17 protein-coding genes are annotated in these 16,844 nt (G+C 73.8%); 9 read left to right on the top strand and 8 right to left on the bottom strand.

The window, feature by feature from the left end:
* Positions 1-172: 172 nt before the first annotated feature.
* Together trpS and AB0O40_RS02090 are read right to left on the bottom strand one after the other, a co-directional pair.
* Entirely contained in the window at positions 173-1,222 is a 1,050-nt protein-coding gene (trpS, locus tag AB0O40_RS02095) for a tryptophan--tRNA ligase (protein ID WP_365034901.1), read from the bottom strand.
* A gap of 316 nt (positions 1,223-1,538) precedes the next feature.
* Entirely contained in the window at positions 1,539-2,192 is a 654-nt protein-coding gene (locus AB0O40_RS02090; protein ID WP_365034665.1) for a cysteine hydrolase, read from the bottom strand.
* 106 nt (positions 2,193-2,298) lie between these two features.
* Here AB0O40_RS02090 and AB0O40_RS02085 point away from each other — a divergent pair, with 106 nt between their 5' ends.
* Complete coding sequence (locus tag AB0O40_RS02085; RefSeq protein WP_365034663.1) at positions 2,299-2,757, top strand: pyridoxamine 5'-phosphate oxidase family protein; 459 nt, start codon at positions 2,299-2,301, stop codon at positions 2,755-2,757.
* A 17-nt stretch (positions 2,758-2,774) separates the two neighbouring features.
* On the opposite strand, the gene AB0O40_RS02080 is transcribed toward AB0O40_RS02085, so the two are convergent.
* Entirely contained in the window at positions 2,775-3,683 is a 909-nt protein-coding gene (locus tag AB0O40_RS02080; protein WP_365034661.1) for a LysR family transcriptional regulator, read from the bottom strand.
* Between the two features lie 74 nt (positions 3,684-3,757).
* Between AB0O40_RS02080 and AB0O40_RS02075 the strand changes: the two genes are divergently transcribed.
* Together AB0O40_RS02075 and AB0O40_RS02070 are read left to right on the top strand one after the other, a co-directional pair.
* Complete coding sequence (locus tag AB0O40_RS02075) at positions 3,758-4,720, top strand: DMT family transporter (protein ID WP_365034659.1); 963 nt, start codon at positions 3,758-3,760, stop codon at positions 4,718-4,720.
* Between the two features lie 80 nt (positions 4,721-4,800).
* Positions 4,801-5,463, top strand: a complete 663-nt coding sequence (locus tag AB0O40_RS02070; RefSeq protein ID WP_365034657.1) for a pyridoxamine 5'-phosphate oxidase family protein — start codon at positions 4,801-4,803, stop codon at positions 5,461-5,463.
* Positions 5,464-5,519: 56 nt separating this feature from the next.
* Here the strand turns inward: AB0O40_RS02070 and AB0O40_RS02065 are convergent, their stop codons facing one another.
* Positions 5,520-6,482, bottom strand: a complete 963-nt coding sequence (locus AB0O40_RS02065) for an EamA family transporter (RefSeq protein ID WP_365034655.1) — start codon at positions 6,480-6,482, stop codon at positions 5,520-5,522.
* 192 nt (positions 6,483-6,674) lie between these two features.
* Positions 6,675-7,682, bottom strand: coding sequence for an EamA family transporter (locus tag AB0O40_RS02060; protein WP_365034653.1), 1,008 nt, complete (start codon positions 7,680-7,682; stop codon positions 6,675-6,677).
* 170 nt (positions 7,683-7,852) lie between these two features.
* Here AB0O40_RS02060 and AB0O40_RS02055 point away from each other — a divergent pair, with 170 nt between their 5' ends.
* Complete coding sequence (locus AB0O40_RS02055; RefSeq protein WP_365034652.1) at positions 7,853-8,281, top strand: SRPBCC family protein; 429 nt, start codon at positions 7,853-7,855, stop codon at positions 8,279-8,281.
* Positions 8,282-8,360: 79 nt separating this feature from the next.
* Here the strand turns inward: AB0O40_RS02055 and AB0O40_RS02050 are convergent, their stop codons facing one another.
* Positions 8,361-8,990 (bottom strand): PadR family transcriptional regulator, encoded by a 630-nt coding sequence (locus AB0O40_RS02050; RefSeq protein ID WP_365034650.1) that lies wholly within the window; start codon positions 8,988-8,990, stop codon positions 8,361-8,363.
* Positions 8,991-9,175: 185 nt separating this feature from the next.
* On the opposite strand from AB0O40_RS02050, the gene AB0O40_RS02045 reads away from it, so the two are divergent.
* Together AB0O40_RS02045 and AB0O40_RS02040 are read left to right on the top strand one after the other, a co-directional pair.
* Positions 9,176-9,898 carry an SDR family oxidoreductase gene (locus AB0O40_RS02045; protein ID WP_365034649.1) on the top strand — a complete coding sequence of 241 codons (723 nt, stop codon included), beginning with the start codon at positions 9,176-9,178 and terminating at the stop codon, positions 9,896-9,898.
* Positions 9,899-10,076: 178 nt separating this feature from the next.
* Positions 10,077-10,898 (top strand): PhzF family phenazine biosynthesis protein, encoded by an 822-nt coding sequence (locus AB0O40_RS02040; RefSeq protein ID WP_365034647.1) that lies wholly within the window; start codon positions 10,077-10,079, stop codon positions 10,896-10,898.
* Positions 10,899-10,902: 4 nt separating this feature from the next.
* On the opposite strand, the gene AB0O40_RS02035 is transcribed toward AB0O40_RS02040, so the two are convergent.
* Positions 10,903-11,706 carry a type II CAAX endopeptidase family protein gene (locus AB0O40_RS02035; RefSeq protein ID WP_365034646.1) on the bottom strand — a complete coding sequence of 268 codons (804 nt, stop codon included), beginning with the start codon at positions 11,704-11,706 and terminating at the stop codon, positions 10,903-10,905.
* 155 nt (positions 11,707-11,861) lie between these two features.
* On the opposite strand from AB0O40_RS02035, the gene AB0O40_RS02030 reads away from it, so the two are divergent.
* The gene (locus AB0O40_RS02030) at positions 11,862-13,643 is read left to right on the top strand and encodes a substrate-binding and VWA domain-containing protein (RefSeq protein ID WP_365034644.1); all 1,782 of its coding nucleotides are present in this window, start codon (positions 11,862-11,864) and stop codon (positions 13,641-13,643) included.
* On the opposite strand, the gene AB0O40_RS02025 is transcribed toward AB0O40_RS02030, so the two are convergent.
* Positions 13,621-15,168 carry a glutamate--cysteine ligase gene (locus tag AB0O40_RS02025; protein ID WP_365034642.1) on the bottom strand — a complete coding sequence of 516 codons (1,548 nt, stop codon included), beginning with the start codon at positions 15,166-15,168 and terminating at the stop codon, positions 13,621-13,623. The two genes, AB0O40_RS02030 and AB0O40_RS02025, sit on opposite strands and share 23 nt — an antisense overlap.
* A 502-nt stretch (positions 15,169-15,670) precedes the next feature.
* Between AB0O40_RS02025 and AB0O40_RS02020 the strand changes: the two genes are divergently transcribed.
* A complete protein-coding gene (locus tag AB0O40_RS02020; RefSeq protein ID WP_365034640.1) occupies positions 15,671-16,267 on the top strand; it encodes a hypothetical protein in 597 nt (198 codons plus the stop codon).
* A gap of 292 nt (positions 16,268-16,559) precedes the next feature.
* Entirely contained in the window at positions 16,560-16,766 is a 207-nt protein-coding gene (locus tag AB0O40_RS02015) for a DUF5999 family protein (RefSeq protein WP_365034639.1), read from the top strand.
* Positions 16,767-16,844 lie beyond the last annotated feature (78 nt).

Raw genomic sequence — 16,844 nt, 5'->3', positions numbered from 1 at the left:
ACCTTCCGTTCACCTTGCCTTGCGCCTCAAAGGGCTGGAAACAAGGCTGTGACACGGTTCTCGAAGGAATCTCAAGGTCACCTGGAGGGGGCGTCGAGCGGGCGTGGGGAGCGGGTGGATCCCGGCCCGGCGGTGCGCCGGGCCGGGGCCGGATCCCGCCGGCGGAGGGCTTTCAGTAGTGGCTGTTCATCGCCGCCCGCACCTCGGCGAGGGTGGCGTCGGCCACCGCGCGCGCCCGCTCGTTGCCCTCCCGCAGCGTCTGCCGCAGGAAGCCGCGGTCCTGCGCGTACTCGGTCCGGCGGGCCCGGATCGGGGCGAGGAAGTCGTTGACCGACTCGGTCACCGTCTTCTTCAGCGCGGCGGCGCCCGCGGCGCCGATCTCCTCGGCGATCTCCTGCGGGTCCCGGCCCTGGCAGAGCGCCGCCAGCAGCAGCAGCGAGGACACCTCGGGCCGGCCGGCCGGGTCGTAGGTGATGTGCCGCTCGGCGTCGGTCTTGGCGCCCTTGAGGAGCTTGGCGGTCTCGTCGGCGGTGGCCGCCAGGGCGATGGCGTTGCCCCGGCTCTTGCTCATCTTGGTGCCGTCGGTGCCGAGCAGCAGCGGCGCGCTGGAGAGCAGCGCGTCGGGCTGGGGGAAGACCGTGGCGCCGTTGCCGTAGCGGTCGTTGAAGCGGCGGGCGATGGTGCGGGTCAGCTCGAGGTGCGGCAGCTGGTCCTGGCCGACCGGGACCAGGTTGCCCTTGCAGAAGAGGATGTCGGCGGCCTGGTGGACGGGGTAGGTGAACATCAGGCCGCTGACCGCGGACTGCCGCGAGTGCGCGATCTCGTCCTTGACGGTGGGGTTGCGGTTGAGTTCGGCCACCGAGACGAGGCTGAGGAAGGGCAGCATCAGCTGGTTGAGGGCCGGTACGGCGCTGTGCGTGAAGATCGTGCTGCGCGCCGGGTCCACGCCGATCGCCAGGTAGTCCAGGACCAGGTCCTCGACGTGCTCGGTGAGGTTGTCCGCCACGTCGCGGTCGGTCAGCACCTGGTAGTCCGCGATGATCACGAACATCTCCACGCCCAGGTCCTGGAGGCGGACGCGGTTGTGCAGGGTGCCGAAGTAGTGCCCCAGGTGCAGCCGGCCGGTGGGGCGGTCGCCGGTCAGGACGCGGAACTGCGAGGGGTCCTTGCGGATCAGTTCCTCCAGCACCGCGCTGCGGGCCTGCGCCGCAGACGCGCCGATCGCGTCGACGGGGGCCTCGGGGCTCTCGGTCAGGGGGGTGGTGTTCAACGAAGTCTCCTGGTGGTCGGTCCGGCCGTCAGAGGTGGCCCGAACCCGTGATTCCCAGGTACTCCGAGGGGCCATCCGTCCGAACGGCCCGGTCATGCACAAAGGGTGGCCGCTCCTAACCGGAGCGCCACCAGCTGAGACATGACGAACGATGCATGCCCCGATCATAGGCTCGGCGGACCGGAGCCGGGGTGGAGTACGGCTCGAACGGGCCCGGCGCGTCGGGCCCCGCCGCGCGCCCCGGCCGGCCCCGGAGGCCGTCCGGGGCCTACCGGCTCCAGACCCCGGCGATCTCCGCGGTGGCGGCCAGGGTCGCCACCAGCGCCAGAGAATGACGCAAAACCATCGGCGTGTACGCGGCCGGCACCCCCGCGACCGCGTCGGAGGGCACGACCACGGTGTAGCCGAGGTTGACCGCGTCGAAGACGGTGTTGGGGATCGCCACGTTCGCCGAGACCCCGCTGACGACGAGCGTGCGGCAGCCGAGGTTGCGCAGCAGCGGGTCGAGGTCGGTGCCGGCCATCGGCGAGAGCCCGTGCAGCCGCCGCACCACGAGGTCTTCGGGGGCGACGGTGACCGGCTCGGCGAGCTCCACGGCCGGGGTGCCGACCAGTTGCTGGACCGGCAGCCGCCCGGCCGCCCGGAAGAGGCGGGCGTTGGCGTTGGCACCCCGGCCGTCCGGGCGCCGCTCGGCGACCGCGTGCACGACCTGGACCCCGGCGGCGTGCGCGGCTTCGACCAGGGCGCCGACCCTGGCCAGCGCGCCCGAGTCGCGGGCCTCCTTGGCCAGCTCGGGCAGGGCGCTGTCCGTGCCCACCACGCCCTGCTGGCACTCCACGGTCAGCAGGACCGTGGTCGCCGGGTCGAGCAGGCCGGCCAGTCGGTCCTGCCGGTCGGCCGCGGGCCGGTCGTGCGGTGCCATGGCGCCCCCTGGAACGCGTCGACGGGTCCGCACCGGGCGTTGCGCGGCGCGGGCGGAGCCCTCATGCTTCCTGACACACAGTCAGATGTGAAGGGGCGGAGGCCTGATGGACACCACACAGCGGCGCGGCCGGCGGATCATGATGTCCGCCGAGGAGCTGGACGCGTTCCTCGGCGAGCAGCGCACCTGCCGGGTGGCCACCGTCGCCGCGGACGGCCGGCCGCACGTGGGCGCCCTCTGGTTCGCCTGGGACGGGACGGCCCTGTGGCTGTACTCGATCACCCGCAGCCGGCGCTGGGCCCAGCTGCGCAAGGACCCGCGGATCTCGGTGGTGGTGGACGCCGGCGAGGACTACGGCGAGCTGCGCGGGGCGGAGCTGTCCGGCGCCGTGGAGTTCGTCGGCGAGGCGCCCCGCACGGGTGAGCCCTGCCCCGAACTGGCCGTCCCCGAGCGGATCTTCGCGGCCAAGAACTTCGGTCTCGACGCGATGCCGCACGACGGCCGACACGCCTGGCTGCGGCTGGTCCCGGAGTCGATCGTCACCTGGGACTTCGCCAAGATCTGAGGCCGCGGCGGCGCGGGTCACACCGCGGCGTGCCGCGCCCCCGAGGCCTGCAGCGCCGCCACCGCCGCCCGGACGGAGGGCCGCCGCCCGGCGTCCGAGCGCCACACCACGTAGATGTGCCGCCGTACGTTCTCGCGTACCGGCAGCAGCCGGACGCCCGGCGGCACCGGCCCGCGCCCGAGCCGCGGGGTGATGCACACCCCCAGCCCGGCCGCCACGAAGGCGAGCTGGGTCTGGTGCTCCTCGGCGATGTGCCGGATCCGGGGCTCGATGCCCTCCCCGCGCAGGGTGAAGACCAGCCACTCGTAGCAGAACTGCCCCTCGTTCCAGGAGATCCAGTCCTCCCCGCCGAAGTCGGCCAGGTCCACCGCGCCGGCCCCGGCCAGCGGGTGCCCGGCGGGCACCGCCACGTCCACCGCGTCGTCGAGCAGGGCCGCCCGGACCAGCTCCCCCGGGACCGGCATCCGCTTGTTGTACCAGTCGATGCCCACGGCCAGGTCGAGGTCGCCGCGGACCACCGCGAGCAGGCTCTCCTCGGGCTCCATCTCCCGGGTCCGCACGCGCAGTTCGGGGTGGTCGACGCGCAGCTGGGCCAGCGCCACCGGGAACAGCCCGCGCAGCGCCGTCGGGAAGGCCGCGATCCGCAGCTCGCCCACCGCCCGGCCGCGCTGCGCCTCCACGTCCGCCTGGGCCAGCTCGACCTGGGAGATGATCCGCGCCGCGTGGTCGGCCAGCAGCCGGCCCGCGTCGGTCAGCCGCACCCCCCGGCCGCTCTTGGCCAGCAGCGGCTGCCCCACCTCGCGTTCGAGCTTGGCCATCTGCTGCGAGACCGCCGAGGTCGTGACGTGCAGTCCGTCGGCGGCGCCGCTGACCGAGCCGTGCCGGGCGAGGGCGTCGAGGGTGCGCAGGCGCTCCAGGTTCAACATGTAAGCGATGCTACGCGGTCAGGTGGAGGTTTTCTCGCTTGTCCTAAGACGTTCTCGGGCGGCAAGGTGGCTTCATGAGCGCACCCGCAACCCCCTCCCCCACCACTCCCGCCACCCCCGCCGCCGCCGTCCCCACGGCCGCCGCCACCCCGCGCCGGCTGCTCGACTGGCGCGTCCGGTTCGCCGCGCTCTCGGTCGTCTGGGGGTTCAGCTTCCTCTTCATGAAGGTCGGCACCGAGGCCTACGCCCCGCTCCAGGTCTCCTTCGGGCGGGTGCTCTGCGGCAGTGCGGTGCTGCTGGCGGCGCTGGCCTGGCGCCGGGAGCGGCTGCCCCGCGGCCGGCGCACCTGGCTGCATCTGACGGTGGCGGCCGTGCTGCTCAACTCGCTGCCGTTCACGCTCTTCGCGTACTCCGAGCTGACCATCCCCTCCAGCCTGGCGGGCATCTGCAACGCCACCTCACCGCTGTGGGGCATGGTCCTGTCACTGGTCGCGCTCTCCGAGGACCGGCCCTCCCGGCGCCGGGTCGCCGGCCTCGGCATCGGCTTCCTCGGGGTGCTGACCGTCCTGGGCGCCTGGCAGGGCTTCTCGGGCCTGGACGCCAAGGGCACCGCGCTCGCCCTGCTGGCCGCGCTCAGCTACCCCGTCGGCTGGATCTACGTCCGCCGGACGCTGGCCGGGGCCGAGGGCTCCCCGCTGGCCATGACCGGCGCCCAGCTGCTGCTGGCCACCGTCCAGTTGGGCGTCCTGATCCCCTTCTTCACCCCGGCGCCCGGCGGCTTCGCCCTGTGGCCCACCCTCTCGGTGGTCGCCCTCGGCGCCCTGGGCACCGGCTACGCGCTCCAGGCCCAGTACCGCCTGGTCGGGGAGATCGGCCCGACCACCGCTCAGATGGTCACCTACTTCATTCCGGTGATCGCCACCGCCGCGGGCGTCCTCGTACTCGGCGAGGAGCTGCACTGGAACACCCCGGTGGGCGCGGTGATCGTGCTGGTCGGCGCCGCCCTGACGCAGAGCCGCCCGCGCCGGCGGCCGTGAATTCGGATGCGCGACTCCAGGCGATGGGGCTATTCTCCTAGCACAAACGCCAGTATGCACTAGTACAATGGAGTTCGCCCATGGACGCCGCCGCCTCCTACGCACCCACCGAACGCACCGTGCCGAGCCGTTCGCGCGAGCGCGCCGCGTACGACCGCGAGACGGTGCACTCGATCCTCGACGCGGGCTACCTCTGCCACCTGGGCTTCGTCCGGGACGGCGCGCCCGTGGTGCTGCCCACCCTGTACGGCCGGGTGGGCGAGACCCTGTACGTGCACGGCTCCACGGGCTCCCGCCCGGCGCGCCTGGCCGGCGGGGCGGAGCCGGGGCTGCCGGTCTGCCTCACGGTGACCCACGTGGACGGCCTGGTACTGGCCCGGTCGGCCTTCCACCACTCCATGAACTACCGCTCGGTGGTGGTGCACGGCACCGCCTACCCGGTCACCGACGAGGCCGAGCGGCGCACCGCCCTGGACGCGCTGGTGGACCACGGCATCCCGGGCCGGTCGGCCGACTCCCGCCCGGCCAACGCCAAGGAGCTCGCCGCCACCGCCGTGCTGCGGCTGGACCTCGTCGAGGTGTCCGCGAAGGTCCGTGCCGGCGGCCCCAACGACGACCCCGAGGACCTGGCCCTGCCGTACTGGTCCGGCGTGGTCCCGCTCGCACCCGTCCACGGCGCCCCGGTCCCGGCCGCCGACCTGGACCCCTCGATCGCGGTCCCGGAGTACCTGAGCACGCTCTGAACCGCCCGGCCCGGACGCGCCGCCCCACGGGGGTGGACGGCGCGTCCGGGCCGCGCTCACACCACCGGCGGCCGCCGGGTCTCGCTCACCGTCAGGGCCACCACCGCGGTGAGCAGGAGGGCGGTCCCGCCCACGGTCGCGCCGGTGAGGCGCTCACCGAGCCAGAGCACCGCGATCACGGCCGCGCTCACCGGCTCGATCAGCATGATCACGGAGACCGTGGCGGCCCGCACCCGGGCCGCGCCCGTGAAGTACAGCGCGTACGCCAGCGCCGTCGGCACCGTCGCCACGTACGCCAGCAGCACCAGCACCCGCAGCGGTTGCGCGGTGGCCGGCAGCGCGCCCTCGGCCAGCGCGAGGGGCAGCAGGGCCAGGGCCCCGACCCCGAAGGACCAGGCGGTGGTGACCAGCGGGTCCCCCGCACTGCCGGTCCGGCCGGCCCGCCGGGTGCGCAGGGTCATCGCGGCGTACCCGGCTGCGCTGAGCAGCGCGTACCCGATGCCCGCGGGCCGGACGGCCGCGGCGCCGCTGCCCAGCACCAGGACGCACAGCCCGGCGAGCGCGCCGCCGACCGCGGCCGCGCCGCCCCGGCCCAGCCGCTCGCCCATCCACGCGCGGGCGCCGAGGGCGATCAGCACCGGGCCGGCGCCCAGCGTGGCGACGGTGGCCACGGCCAGTCCGGTGTCGCGGACCGCGGCGAAGTAGGCGGACTGGAAGAGCGTGAACAGCAGACCGGTGACGACCAGGCTGCGGACCGCCGGCCGGGGCCGCGCCGCGGACCCGGCGGCCGGGCGGCGGCGCAGCGCGAGGACGCCCAGCAGCACGGCGAGGCCGCCGGCGCACCGCCAGAAGGACAGCGCCAGCGGCCCGAGGTCACTGGCGCGGTAGAGCAGGGAGGCCGCCGCACCGGCGGTGCCCCAGGCGGCACCGGCGACGACGAGCTGGAGCAGGCTGCGGCCGACCGGCGACAAGGGCCGGACGGGCAGCACGGAGGAAGGCAGGGACAGGTTCTTCGACACGTTCGATCTCCGCGGACGGGAAGGCAGGAGGGCGCCGGGGCGCCGTTACCGGATTCCGTGCGCGGGCAGCGCCGGACCGCCCGGGGGCACACCCCGGGCCGGGTCCACGCCGACGGCCTGCCGGCCGCGAGGGGGAGCCGCCCGCGTTACGCGGTCGGCGGCGAAAGAACGCTCAAGTACATGATCTGCACCCTATGTGGCGCTGGTCTCGCGGTCCAGGGCCGTTTCCGGCACCGCGGCGGCCGGCGTCCCGGGCCCGCCCCCGGCGACCGGCTCGGCCGGGTGCGCGTCCCCGGCGGCCGCGCGGGCGCTCTGGGCGACGAAGGCCCCGCCCAGCACCAGCGCCCCGCCGAGGATCTGGGGACCCGAAAGGTGCTCGCCCAGCAGGATCCAGGCGAAGACGGTGGCGACCACGGCCTCCAGGCAGGCCACCACCCCGGCCACCTGCGGGGAGAGCTTGCGGATCGAGACCACACCGGTGACGTACGCGAAGCAGGTGGCGATCAGCACCACCCAGCCGACCAGCAGCAGCGCGGGCACCTCGGTCCCGGCCACTTCCGCCGAGCCGCCCAGCACGTCCCAGTCCATGCCCCAGGGCCGGGCCACGAAGGTCAGCACGACGGCGGCGACCAGCATGCCGTACACGATCACGCCGAGCGGGTCGGGCGCGTCGGCCTCCTCGGTGCCCTGGTCGGACAGGATGAAGTAGAAGGCCTGGCAGCAGGCGGCCGCCAGACCCAGCAGCACGCCGATCAGGTCCAGGTCGAGCCCGGCCCAGATCTGCACCACGCAGGCGAGCCCGGCCACCGCCAGCGCGGCGCCGGCCGCCGCGGCCCGGGTCACCGGGCGGCGCTGCACGAAGCGGATCCAGCCGAGCAGCAGGGCCGGGCCGAGGTATTCCAGCAGCAGGGCCACGCCCACCGGGATCCGGGAGATGGCGGCGAAGTAGAACGCCTGCACGCCTGCCACGGCCAGCAGGCCGAAGCCGGCCAGCAGCGCGGGCCGGCGCAGCACGAGGTCGCGGTGGCGCCAGGCCAGCGGGGACAGCACGAGGGCCGCCCCGGTCACCCTGATCCAGACCATGTGGAGCGGGTCCAGACCCGCCTCGATCAGCGGCTTCGCCGCGACTCCGGAACTACCGAAGGCAACGGCCGAGACGAGGGCCAGGCCCAGTCCGGCGTTCTTCCCTGACGCTTGCATCGGGCCATCATGACAGCCGGGGTCAGCACCGTCACCAAGAAGACGCCTGTTGAGACGGCGCGGGGAACCGGCGCCCCCGGCCGAGCAGATCTGACAGGTCGTCAGTATTGAATGTTCCGGCCGCCGGGGCTACCTTCCGCGGCACGAACCGACGACAAAGGGGTGGTCGCATGGCCGAAGTCACCGCGGAATCGCGCATCGAGGCGCCCGCCGCGAAGGTCTGGTCCCAGCTGCTCGACTGGGACGCGTACGGCCAGTGGAGCCAGACCCACACCAACTTCCCCCAGGGCGGGCCCGCGGACCTCGCGGTGGGCGCGACCTTCGCGGAGAACATGAAGATGATGGGCTTCCCCGCGGAGGTGGTCTGGACCGTGGAGGCCCTGGAGGCCGAGCGGGTCCTGGCGATCCGCGGCAAGGGCCCGATGGGCGTGGTCGTCGGCACCCGGTACACGCTGGTCCCGGACGGCGCGGCCACGACCGTGCGGATCGACGGCGACTTCACCGGTGCGGCGGTCTCGCTGATGGCGGGGAAGCTCAAGGACTCGGCCACCGCCGCGCTCAACGAGTCGCTGCGCAAGCTGGCCGGCCTGGTGGCCTGAGCGCCGCGCATGCAGGCGGACGCACGACGGCGCCCCGCGGCGAGAGCCACGGGGCGCCGTCCTGTGCGCGGCCGGCGGATCAGTGCTCGTCGGCCAGGATCAGGTAGAGCTTCTTGCGGGCGTCGTTGACCACGGCGAGCGCCTTCTGGCGCTGCTCGGGCGAGCCGGTCTTCCAGACCTGCCCGAAGGCCTCCATCAGGCCGACGCCGGCCTGGCGGACCTCGTTCATCGTGTCCCAGTCGACCCCGCGGCCGGCCTCCTCCCATGGGGCGGGCGAGCCCGCCTCCGCTTCGGTGCGGCCGGCGTCGGTGAGCGTGAACAGCTTCTTGCCGCCCTCGCTCTCGCTGGTGATGAGCCCTTCGTCCTCGAGCATCTGCAGGGTCGGGTAGACCGAGCCCGGGCTGGGCTTCCAGGCCCCGCCGCTGCGCTCGCCGATCTCCTGGATCATCTCGTAGCCGTGCATCGGCCGGTCGGTCAGCAGGGCCAGGATCGACGCGCGGACATCGCCGCGCCTCGCCCGTCCCCGGCCGCCGCCGCGACCGCCTCGTCCACCCCCGAAGGGGCCGCCGAACGGCGGGCCGAAGGGGCCGAAGGCCGCGCGCCGCCCCGGGCCGAAGCCCGGACCGAAGCCGGGCCCGGGCCCGAAGCCCTGGCCGCGGCCACGCGGGTGTCCCTGTCCGTGATCGTGTTCGTGTCCATGAGAACGCATGACAGCGCTCCTTTCGGTGAGAGTATTCGCAACTCAGTCGCGATGGCTCAACGATATATCGGAACCGATCGCTTGGCAAACAACCAGGTCGATGGGCGAATGGCGGCCGCCCGAAGCGCGCGCCGGGCCGTGCGGTGATCTGCTGGGAGGCGACAGGACCGAGAGCTGCGGGAGGGACCGCCCCCATGACCAAGCCCCTGATCGTCATCACCGGTGCCAGCTCGGGCATCGGCGCCGAGACCGCCCGCCTCTTCGCCGCCGAGGGGCACCCCCTGCTGCTCCTCGCCCGCCGCCTGGAGCTGCTGGAGGAGCTGGGCCTGCCGGACGCGCTCTGCCGCAAGGTGGACGTCACCGACCGCGACGCCGTCGCGGCGGCCGTGCGCGAGGCGCAGGAGCGCCACGGGCCCGCCGACGCGATCGTCAACAACGCCGGGGCCATGCTCCTGGGCCGGGTCGCCGACCAGCCGGTGGACGAGTGGGACCGGATGATCGACCTGAACATCAAGGGCGTGCTCTACGGCATCCGCGCCGTGCTGCCCGGCATGCTGGCCCGCGGCGCCGGCACCGTGATCAACATCAGCTCCGTCGCCGGCCGCAAGACCTTCCCCAACCACACGGCGTACGTGGCCACGAAGTTCGCCGTGCACGCCCTGTCGGAGAACCTCCGCGAGGAGGTCGCCGCCTCGGGCGTCCGGGTGGTCACCATCGCCCCCGGCGCCGTGGAGACCGAACTCCTCTCCCACACCTCCGACGAGCGGATCAAGAGCGACTACCGGGCCTGGAAGGAGTCCGCCGGCGGCGCCCTGGCCCCCCGGGCGGTGGCCGAGGCCGTCGCGTACGCCTACCGTCAGCCCCCCGAGGTCACCATCCGGGAGATCGTCCTCGCCGCCACCGGACAGGAGTCCTGACCGCCGGCCGGCATCCGGCACCGCGCCGGCGGGCCGCCCCGCGGGACGATCGGCCCGCCGCCACCGCCCCCTCGCCCCGGGCCACGGCAGGCCTTAGGTCCCCGGCTGCCCGGATCCCAGGCCAGAGTCCCCCGATTGGCCTTGTCGTCCGGGCCCTGCGGCCCCGTACGTTCAAAGCATGCGCATCCGAATCGTCGACGCCTTCACCGACCGGCCCTTCTCGGGCAACCCCGCCGCCGTCCTGGTCCTGGACCAGGACGCCTTCCCCGCCGACGGCTGGCTCCAGCAGGTGGCCCGCGAGATGAACCTCTCCGAGACCGCCTTCACCCACCCGCTGCCCCCCGGCGGCGACGCGGACTGGGCGCTGCGCTGGTTCACCCCCGCCGCCGAGGTCGACATGTGCGGCCACGCCACCCTCGCCACCGCCCACGTCCTGGCCACAACCGGCCGGGCCACCGGCACCGTCCGGTTCACCGCCCGCTGCGGCGTCCTGACCACCGAGGCCGCCGGCGAGGGCCGCTACACCCTCGACTTCCCCACCTCCGAGCTGACCCCGGTCGCCGAACCGCCGGAGCTGGCCGCCGCACTCGGCAGCCCGGTGCACTCGGTCCACGACACCGCCGCGCACATCGGCGACCTGGTCGTGGAGCTGCCCGACGAGCGCGCGGTACGCGAGCTGCGCCCGGACCTCGCTGCGCTGCGCGCGTACGCCAAGCGCGGGATCATCGTCACCGCCCGCGCCGAAGACCCCTCCCGCGGCTACGACTTCGCCTCCCGCGGCTTCTTCCCGGCCGTCGGCATCGAGGAGGACCCGGTCACCGGCAGCGCGCACACCGCCCTCGCTCCCTTCTGGGCCGCCCGGCTGGGCCGCACCGACCTCACCGGCCTCCAGGGCGGGGCCCGTCAGGGCCTGGTCCGGGTCTCCCTCCAGGGCGAGCGCACCCTCCTGACCGGCGACGCGGTCACCGTGCTGGACGGCGAACTGCTGACGGCGCCGTAGCGGGTCAGCGGGTGGGCAGCCAGCCGACGTGCCCGGCGAGCAGCGCGTACCCGACGAAGGCGACGACGTCGAGCAGCGCGTGCGCCGCCACCAGCGGGCCCACCCGCCCCCACCGGCGGTACAGCAGCACGAACACCACGCCCATCACCATGTTGCCGATGAACCCGCCGACGCCCTGGTACAGGTGGTACGAACCGCGCAGCACGGAGCTGGCGACCAGCGCACCGGCCGGGCTCCAGCCGAGCTGACCGAGCCGGCGCAGCAGGTACCCGACCACGATCACCTCCTCCAGCACGGCGTTCTGCAGCGCGGAGAGGATCAGGACCGGGAACTTCCACCACACGTGCGGCAGCGCCTCGGGCACCACCGTCAGGTTGAAGCCGCCGGCCCGGGCCGCCAGGTAGAAGGCCAGCCCGGCGCTGCCGATGCCGGCCGCCACCAGGGCGCCCCGCCCCAGGTCCTGCCACGGCCGGGTGCGGTCGAGGCCGAGGGCCCGCAGCCCGGGTGCGCCCTCGCGGGTCAGCAGGTGGGCCACCAGCAGGACGGGGACCAGCGCGGAGGCGATCCCGAACAGCTGCCAGGCCAGGTCCAGCCAGGGCCGCCCCGGCGCGTGCGAGGCGTTGAGGGTGGCGGCCTGGTCCTTGAGCCCGCCCGGTCTGGTCACCGAGCCGATGAAGCTGATCAGTGCGGACACCCCGCTCGCACCCAGCGACAGGGCCAGCACCAGCAGGGTCTCCGACCTGAGAATGCCCCGCTCAGGTGCCGTTTCACGCAAAGATCCGTCCACCGCTCCCGTCTCCGCCCGCACATTGACTCCGATTCAGCAATCCCGTTCCATCCGCAACTCCGCCCCGCTAAGGTCTCGCCACGCGTACGAAGATCGCCGTGCGCGGCGGGGAGGGCTGCCCTCCCCATACTGCCTGCCCGGCATCTCATCGGGGTTCATGGAGGGGCACGACCAGCATGGGACGTCACAGCCTGCCCGACACCCGGCCCCGTGGCGAGGACCCGCCCGGCGGGACGGACCGGGGCCGCGCCACCCGCCGCACCGTGGTGATCGGCACCGCGCTCGCGCTGGCCGCCGGGACGGTGGCGGTGGCCGCCGCCCAGGGCGCCCTGCCCTTCGCCGCCGACTCCTGCGCGGACCGGGCGGTCCGCCTGCGGGTGGTGGCCAGCCCCGACATCGCGCCGGTGGTCCGGGAGGCCGCCGACCGGGCGCGCGAGCGGCACCTGACCTCCGACGGCCGCTGCCTGGCGGTCCGGGTCACCGCCCGCGACAGCCACGCCGTCGCCCTGGAACTGGGCGCGGGCCGGCGGACCCCGGACTACGACGTGTGGATACCGGACTCCGGGGCCTGGGTGGAGCGCACCCGGCTGCAGCCGGAGTCCACCGCGGTCGCCCCCGTCGCGGGCATCGCGGCCTCCCCCGTCGTGCTGGCCGCCACACCCGCCGCCGCGAGCGGGCTGGGCTGGCCGAAGAAGCAGTACGGCTGGGGCGAGCTGGCCGCGGCCGCGGTGGGCGGCGGGGAACTGCGGACGGGCGCCGCCGACCCGACCGCCAGCGCGGCCACCCTGCTCGCCCTGGGCCGCATCTCCGCCTCGGCGGCCGCGCTGGGCCCGGACGGCGACGTGGTCGCGGCCGGCGCGGCCAAGCTCCTCTCCCAGCGGATCAGCGAGAGCGACGCCCTGCTGCCGCAGACGCTGCCCCGCGACGGATCGCAGGCGGAGCGCGCCGACCCGCGGCGCAACCAGGCGGTGATCCTCTCCGAGCAGGCCGCGGCCGCCCACAACACCGCCCACCGCGACGCGCACCTGTCGCTCTTCTACCCGAAGGACGGCGCCCCGCTGCTCGACTACCCGTACACGCTGGTGGACGAGGCGCACCTGGACCTGGACGAGAACCGCGCGGTGATGCGCTTCCTGCAGCTCCTCGGCGACGAGGACGGCGGCCGGGCGCTGGCCCGGCACGGCTTCCGGGACCCGCACGCCGCCGCCTCGCCCGCGGTGGTGCGGGCGGCCGGCGGGGACCCGGCCCAGCCCGTGGGCGCCACCCTCGCGCAGCCGCCGACCGGCAAGGACCTCCAAGAGGCGCTGGCCATGTGGACCATCACCGTGCAGAGCGCCCGGCTGACCACGGTGGTCGACGCCTCGGGTTCCATGGCCGCGCCGGTACCGGGCCACGGCGACCGCTCCCGGATGGAGGTCACCCGCGGCTCACTGCTCCAGGGGCTGGCCACCTTCACCCCGGACGACGAGATCGGACTGTGGGAGTTCGCCACCCGGCTCGACGGCCCCCGGGACTACCGCCGGCTGGTCCCCACCCGGCGGCTCGGCGAGCAGGAGGACGACGGCTCCACCCAGCGGCAGCGCCTGGTCGCGGCCTTCGACGCGCTGACCCCCGAACCGGACGGCGCCACCGGCCTGTACGACACCGCCCTGGCCGCCTACCAGGAGGCCCGCGACTCCTACCGGTTCGGCAAGTTCAACGCCCTGGTGATCCTGACCGACGGGGTCAACGAGGACCCCGGCTCCCTCACCCGCGCCGCCCTGGTCAAGCGGCTCGAGGAACTGCGGGACCCCCAGCGGCCGGTACCGCTGATCGCGCTGGCGATCGGCCCGGACGCCGACCTCGGCGAGCTCGGGCCGATCGCGGCCGCGACCGGCGGGGGCGCCTACCGGGTCAACGACCCCACCCAGATCCACACGGTCATCCTCAAGGCCATCACGGCCGTCGGGCGGGGCTGACCCCGGCCGGGGCCGGCAGCTCCTCGTCGGGCAGCCCCAGCGGCCAGGTGTGCACGGGATCGCCCCGGTGGCTCAGCTCCGCGTACCGGCGGGTCAGCGCGGCGAGCGCGGCCTCCCGGCGCATCCCCGCCGAGCGGGCCCGGTGGTACGTCTCCACCTGCCAGGTCGCGCCGTTGGCCCGGCGGCGGCAGCGCTCCTCGATGATGCCGAGGTAGTGGTCCCGGTCGGCCGGTTCGATGCCCCAGGCGTCCAGGCCGTCCGCCGCCATCGGCAGCAGCTCGTCGAGGACCAGCTGCGCGGCGGGCACCGCGGCCAGGCCCCCGCCCCGACCGCGCCGGGGCCAGCGCAGCCGGGCGTCGATGCCGTACCGGCAGGCCGCGTCGAAGTTGGCCTCCGCCTCCGCGAAGGGCATCCGGGTCCACACCGGACGCGGCTCCTCGGCCAGGGTGCGCACCAACCCGTAGTAGAAGGCGGCGTTGGCGACCACGTCGGCGACGGTGGGGCCGGCCGGCAGCACCCGGTTCTCCACGCGCAGGTGCGGCATGCCGTCGGCGACCCCGTACACCGGCCGGTTCCAGCGGTAGACCGTGCCGTTGTGCAGCACCATCTCCTGGAGCCGCGGCACCCCGCCCTCGGCCAGCACCCGCAGCGGCTCCTCCTCGTCGCAGATGGGCAGCAGGGCCGGGAAGAAGCGGACGTTCTCCTCGAAGAGCTCGTACGCCGACTCCACCCACCGCTCGCCGAACCAGGTGCGCGGCCGCACCCCCTGGGCCTGCAGCTCGGGCGGCCGGGTGTCGGTGGCCTGGGTGAACAGCGGCGGCCGGGACTCCCGCCACAGTTCGCGGCCGAAGAGGAAGGGGGAGTTGGCGCCCACCGCGATCTGGGCCGCGGTGACGCACTGCGCGGCGTTCCAGACGGCCGCGAACCGGGCCGGGGTGACCTGGAGGTGCAGCTGCACCGAGGTGCAGGCGGCCTCCGGCACGATCGAGGTGGAGGTGCAGGCCAGCCGCTCGACCCCCTCGATGTCCAGGGTGAAGTCCTCTCCCCGGGCCGTGATGATCTGCTCGTTCAGCAGCGAGTACCGGTCCACGTCGGAGAGGTTCGCCGCGACCGCGTCGGCATGGGCGATGGTCGGCAGAATTCCGATCATCACCACTCCGGCGTCGACCTCCGCGGCCATCCGGTGGGCATACCCGAGTCCGGTGCCGAGCTCTTCGGCGAGCCGGTCGAAAACACGCCCTTCCAACCGGTGCGGGACGACGTTCACTTCCAGGTTGAACATGCCGAGTTCGGTCTGGAAATCCGGACTCGCTATTCGGTCCAGCACTTGTGCATTCATCATGCGCGGCAGTCCGTCGGAACCCGCGAGGTTCAGCTCGATCTCCAGCCCCATCAGATTCTTCGGGCGATCGAACCTCTTCTCCGCCAGAAGCCGCTCCAGTCCCTCGAGGCACTCGTGAAGCTTCCTCCGATACCGTTGCCGATCGGACAGGTCGAATCCGCCTGCCACGACCTTCTCCCCCATCGAAGCGTCCCTCCTCGAGTGGCCCGCCCCGGGCCCGGGGCGGACTGTACGGTCGATGATGCCCCGGGGCGGTGATCGATAACGCCGGGGGCGGACGGCTGGCGGACAGCGCGCGCCGGTTTGGCCGAAGCAGCGCTTCGGCACGTTCTCCGGGCACATGACAAAAATCCACGGCACCGCGCACATTTCCTTTGCCCGTGCCGATTCCGGCGAACGGCGCTTTCCAGCCGAGCGGTCGTCCGGTAACCTCCGAGCTCAGCGAGACTTATGCGCGAGCGAGCGGCACGGAATCCCACACGGCGGGACCGGTAAGCGCCTTGCCGGCAATAGCCAGGAGAGGTACCCGAAACACCGCGTGAACACGTGTCGTATAAACTCCGCAAACGAGGCAGAGAGTTGGCGCCCGGCCATTGCCCCACAGCCCCCCTCTGGCCCCAGAATGCGACAGCGCCGTCCCCGCACCTGCCCCGCACCTCCCCTCCCACGTGAGAGGCGACCCACTATGCCGCTGCATGTTTCCACGGCCCCCGCGCCCGCCCTGCGCAGCGTTCTCGCGGCACTCGGTTCCGCCACGGCCGTCCAGGCGCACACCCCCGCCCTGCGCGCCCTCCAAGGACCGCTGACCCCCGAACTCCCGCTCCCGGTGCACGTCCTGGACCGGCTCGGACTCTCCGAGCCCGCGGCCGCCGGCCGCCCGCCGCGCACCCGGCTCACCGGCTGGCGGTTCCTGATCCGCAGCGGCGAGCGGTACGTGGCCGCGGCCGACACCATGCTGACCCCGGACGGCTGGGCCTTCTCCCACTTCTTCGAGGGCCCCTACGTCGCCGCCACCGAACGCGCCCTGCACCAGGCGGAATCCGCCGGCGCGCACTACCAGCCGCGACTGCTCTCGGTGCCGGAGCTGTACATGATCACGCTGTGGCTGCACCGCGCCGCCGGGGCCGACCCGGCGTCCGGCCTGCCGGCCCCCGCGGACCTGCTGGTGCCGTTGGCCCCCGCGCCGCCCGGGATCGCTGCCTACCGCCCGCACCCGGTGTCCGAGCTGCTGCCCGTCCTCACTCATCGCCTCGCACCCCCCGTCCTGGCCACTCCTGCCTGATCCGGGTACGCCATACGGACTAGCCCGCCGGGACCACGCGCGAACCACCTGAACCGACCGGGGAGTTGGCTGAACCGCCCGCAAGGGTGATGCGTCATCAATCAGTGGGGACAGCTGCCGGGAAATCCCTGCGGAGCGACCGCCGTGGGGCAACACTGGGGTCCTGCTCCCGCTTTTGCGGGAAGACCCCTTCTACTGGGGAACTGACCGACCGATTGACGGGGGGGCGGCCATGAACACCGATTCGAGCCGCAGGACGACACTCACCACTCCGCAGCGAAAGAACGCATCCATGTGCCAGCACCAGCCAGCCTGCCCTTCAGCCGACTCCGCCGACCGGGAGGCGGCCCGGCTCCTGGCGCACCACCCCGAGCAGGGCTGGAGCCTGCTGTGCAACGGCGTCCTCGTCTTCGAGGACACCGGTGAGCTGCTGCCGGACGGCCAGATCATCGCACCGCACCGCCCGCTGGCGGCCACCCAGGTCGCCCGGGCCGCCTGACCGGCACACCACCACGGGCGCGGCGACCCGGCAGGCCGCACCCGCAGCACGCCGAGGGGCCGGCCCGGAGAGGAATCT

It is taken from the genome of Streptomyces sp. NPDC089919, assembly GCF_040684615.1.
GTDB lineage: Bacteria > Actinomycetota > Actinomycetes > Streptomycetales > Streptomycetaceae > Streptomyces.
Note: the sequence above shows the minus strand (reverse complement) of the source record. Positions and strands in the feature narration are given on the sequence as shown.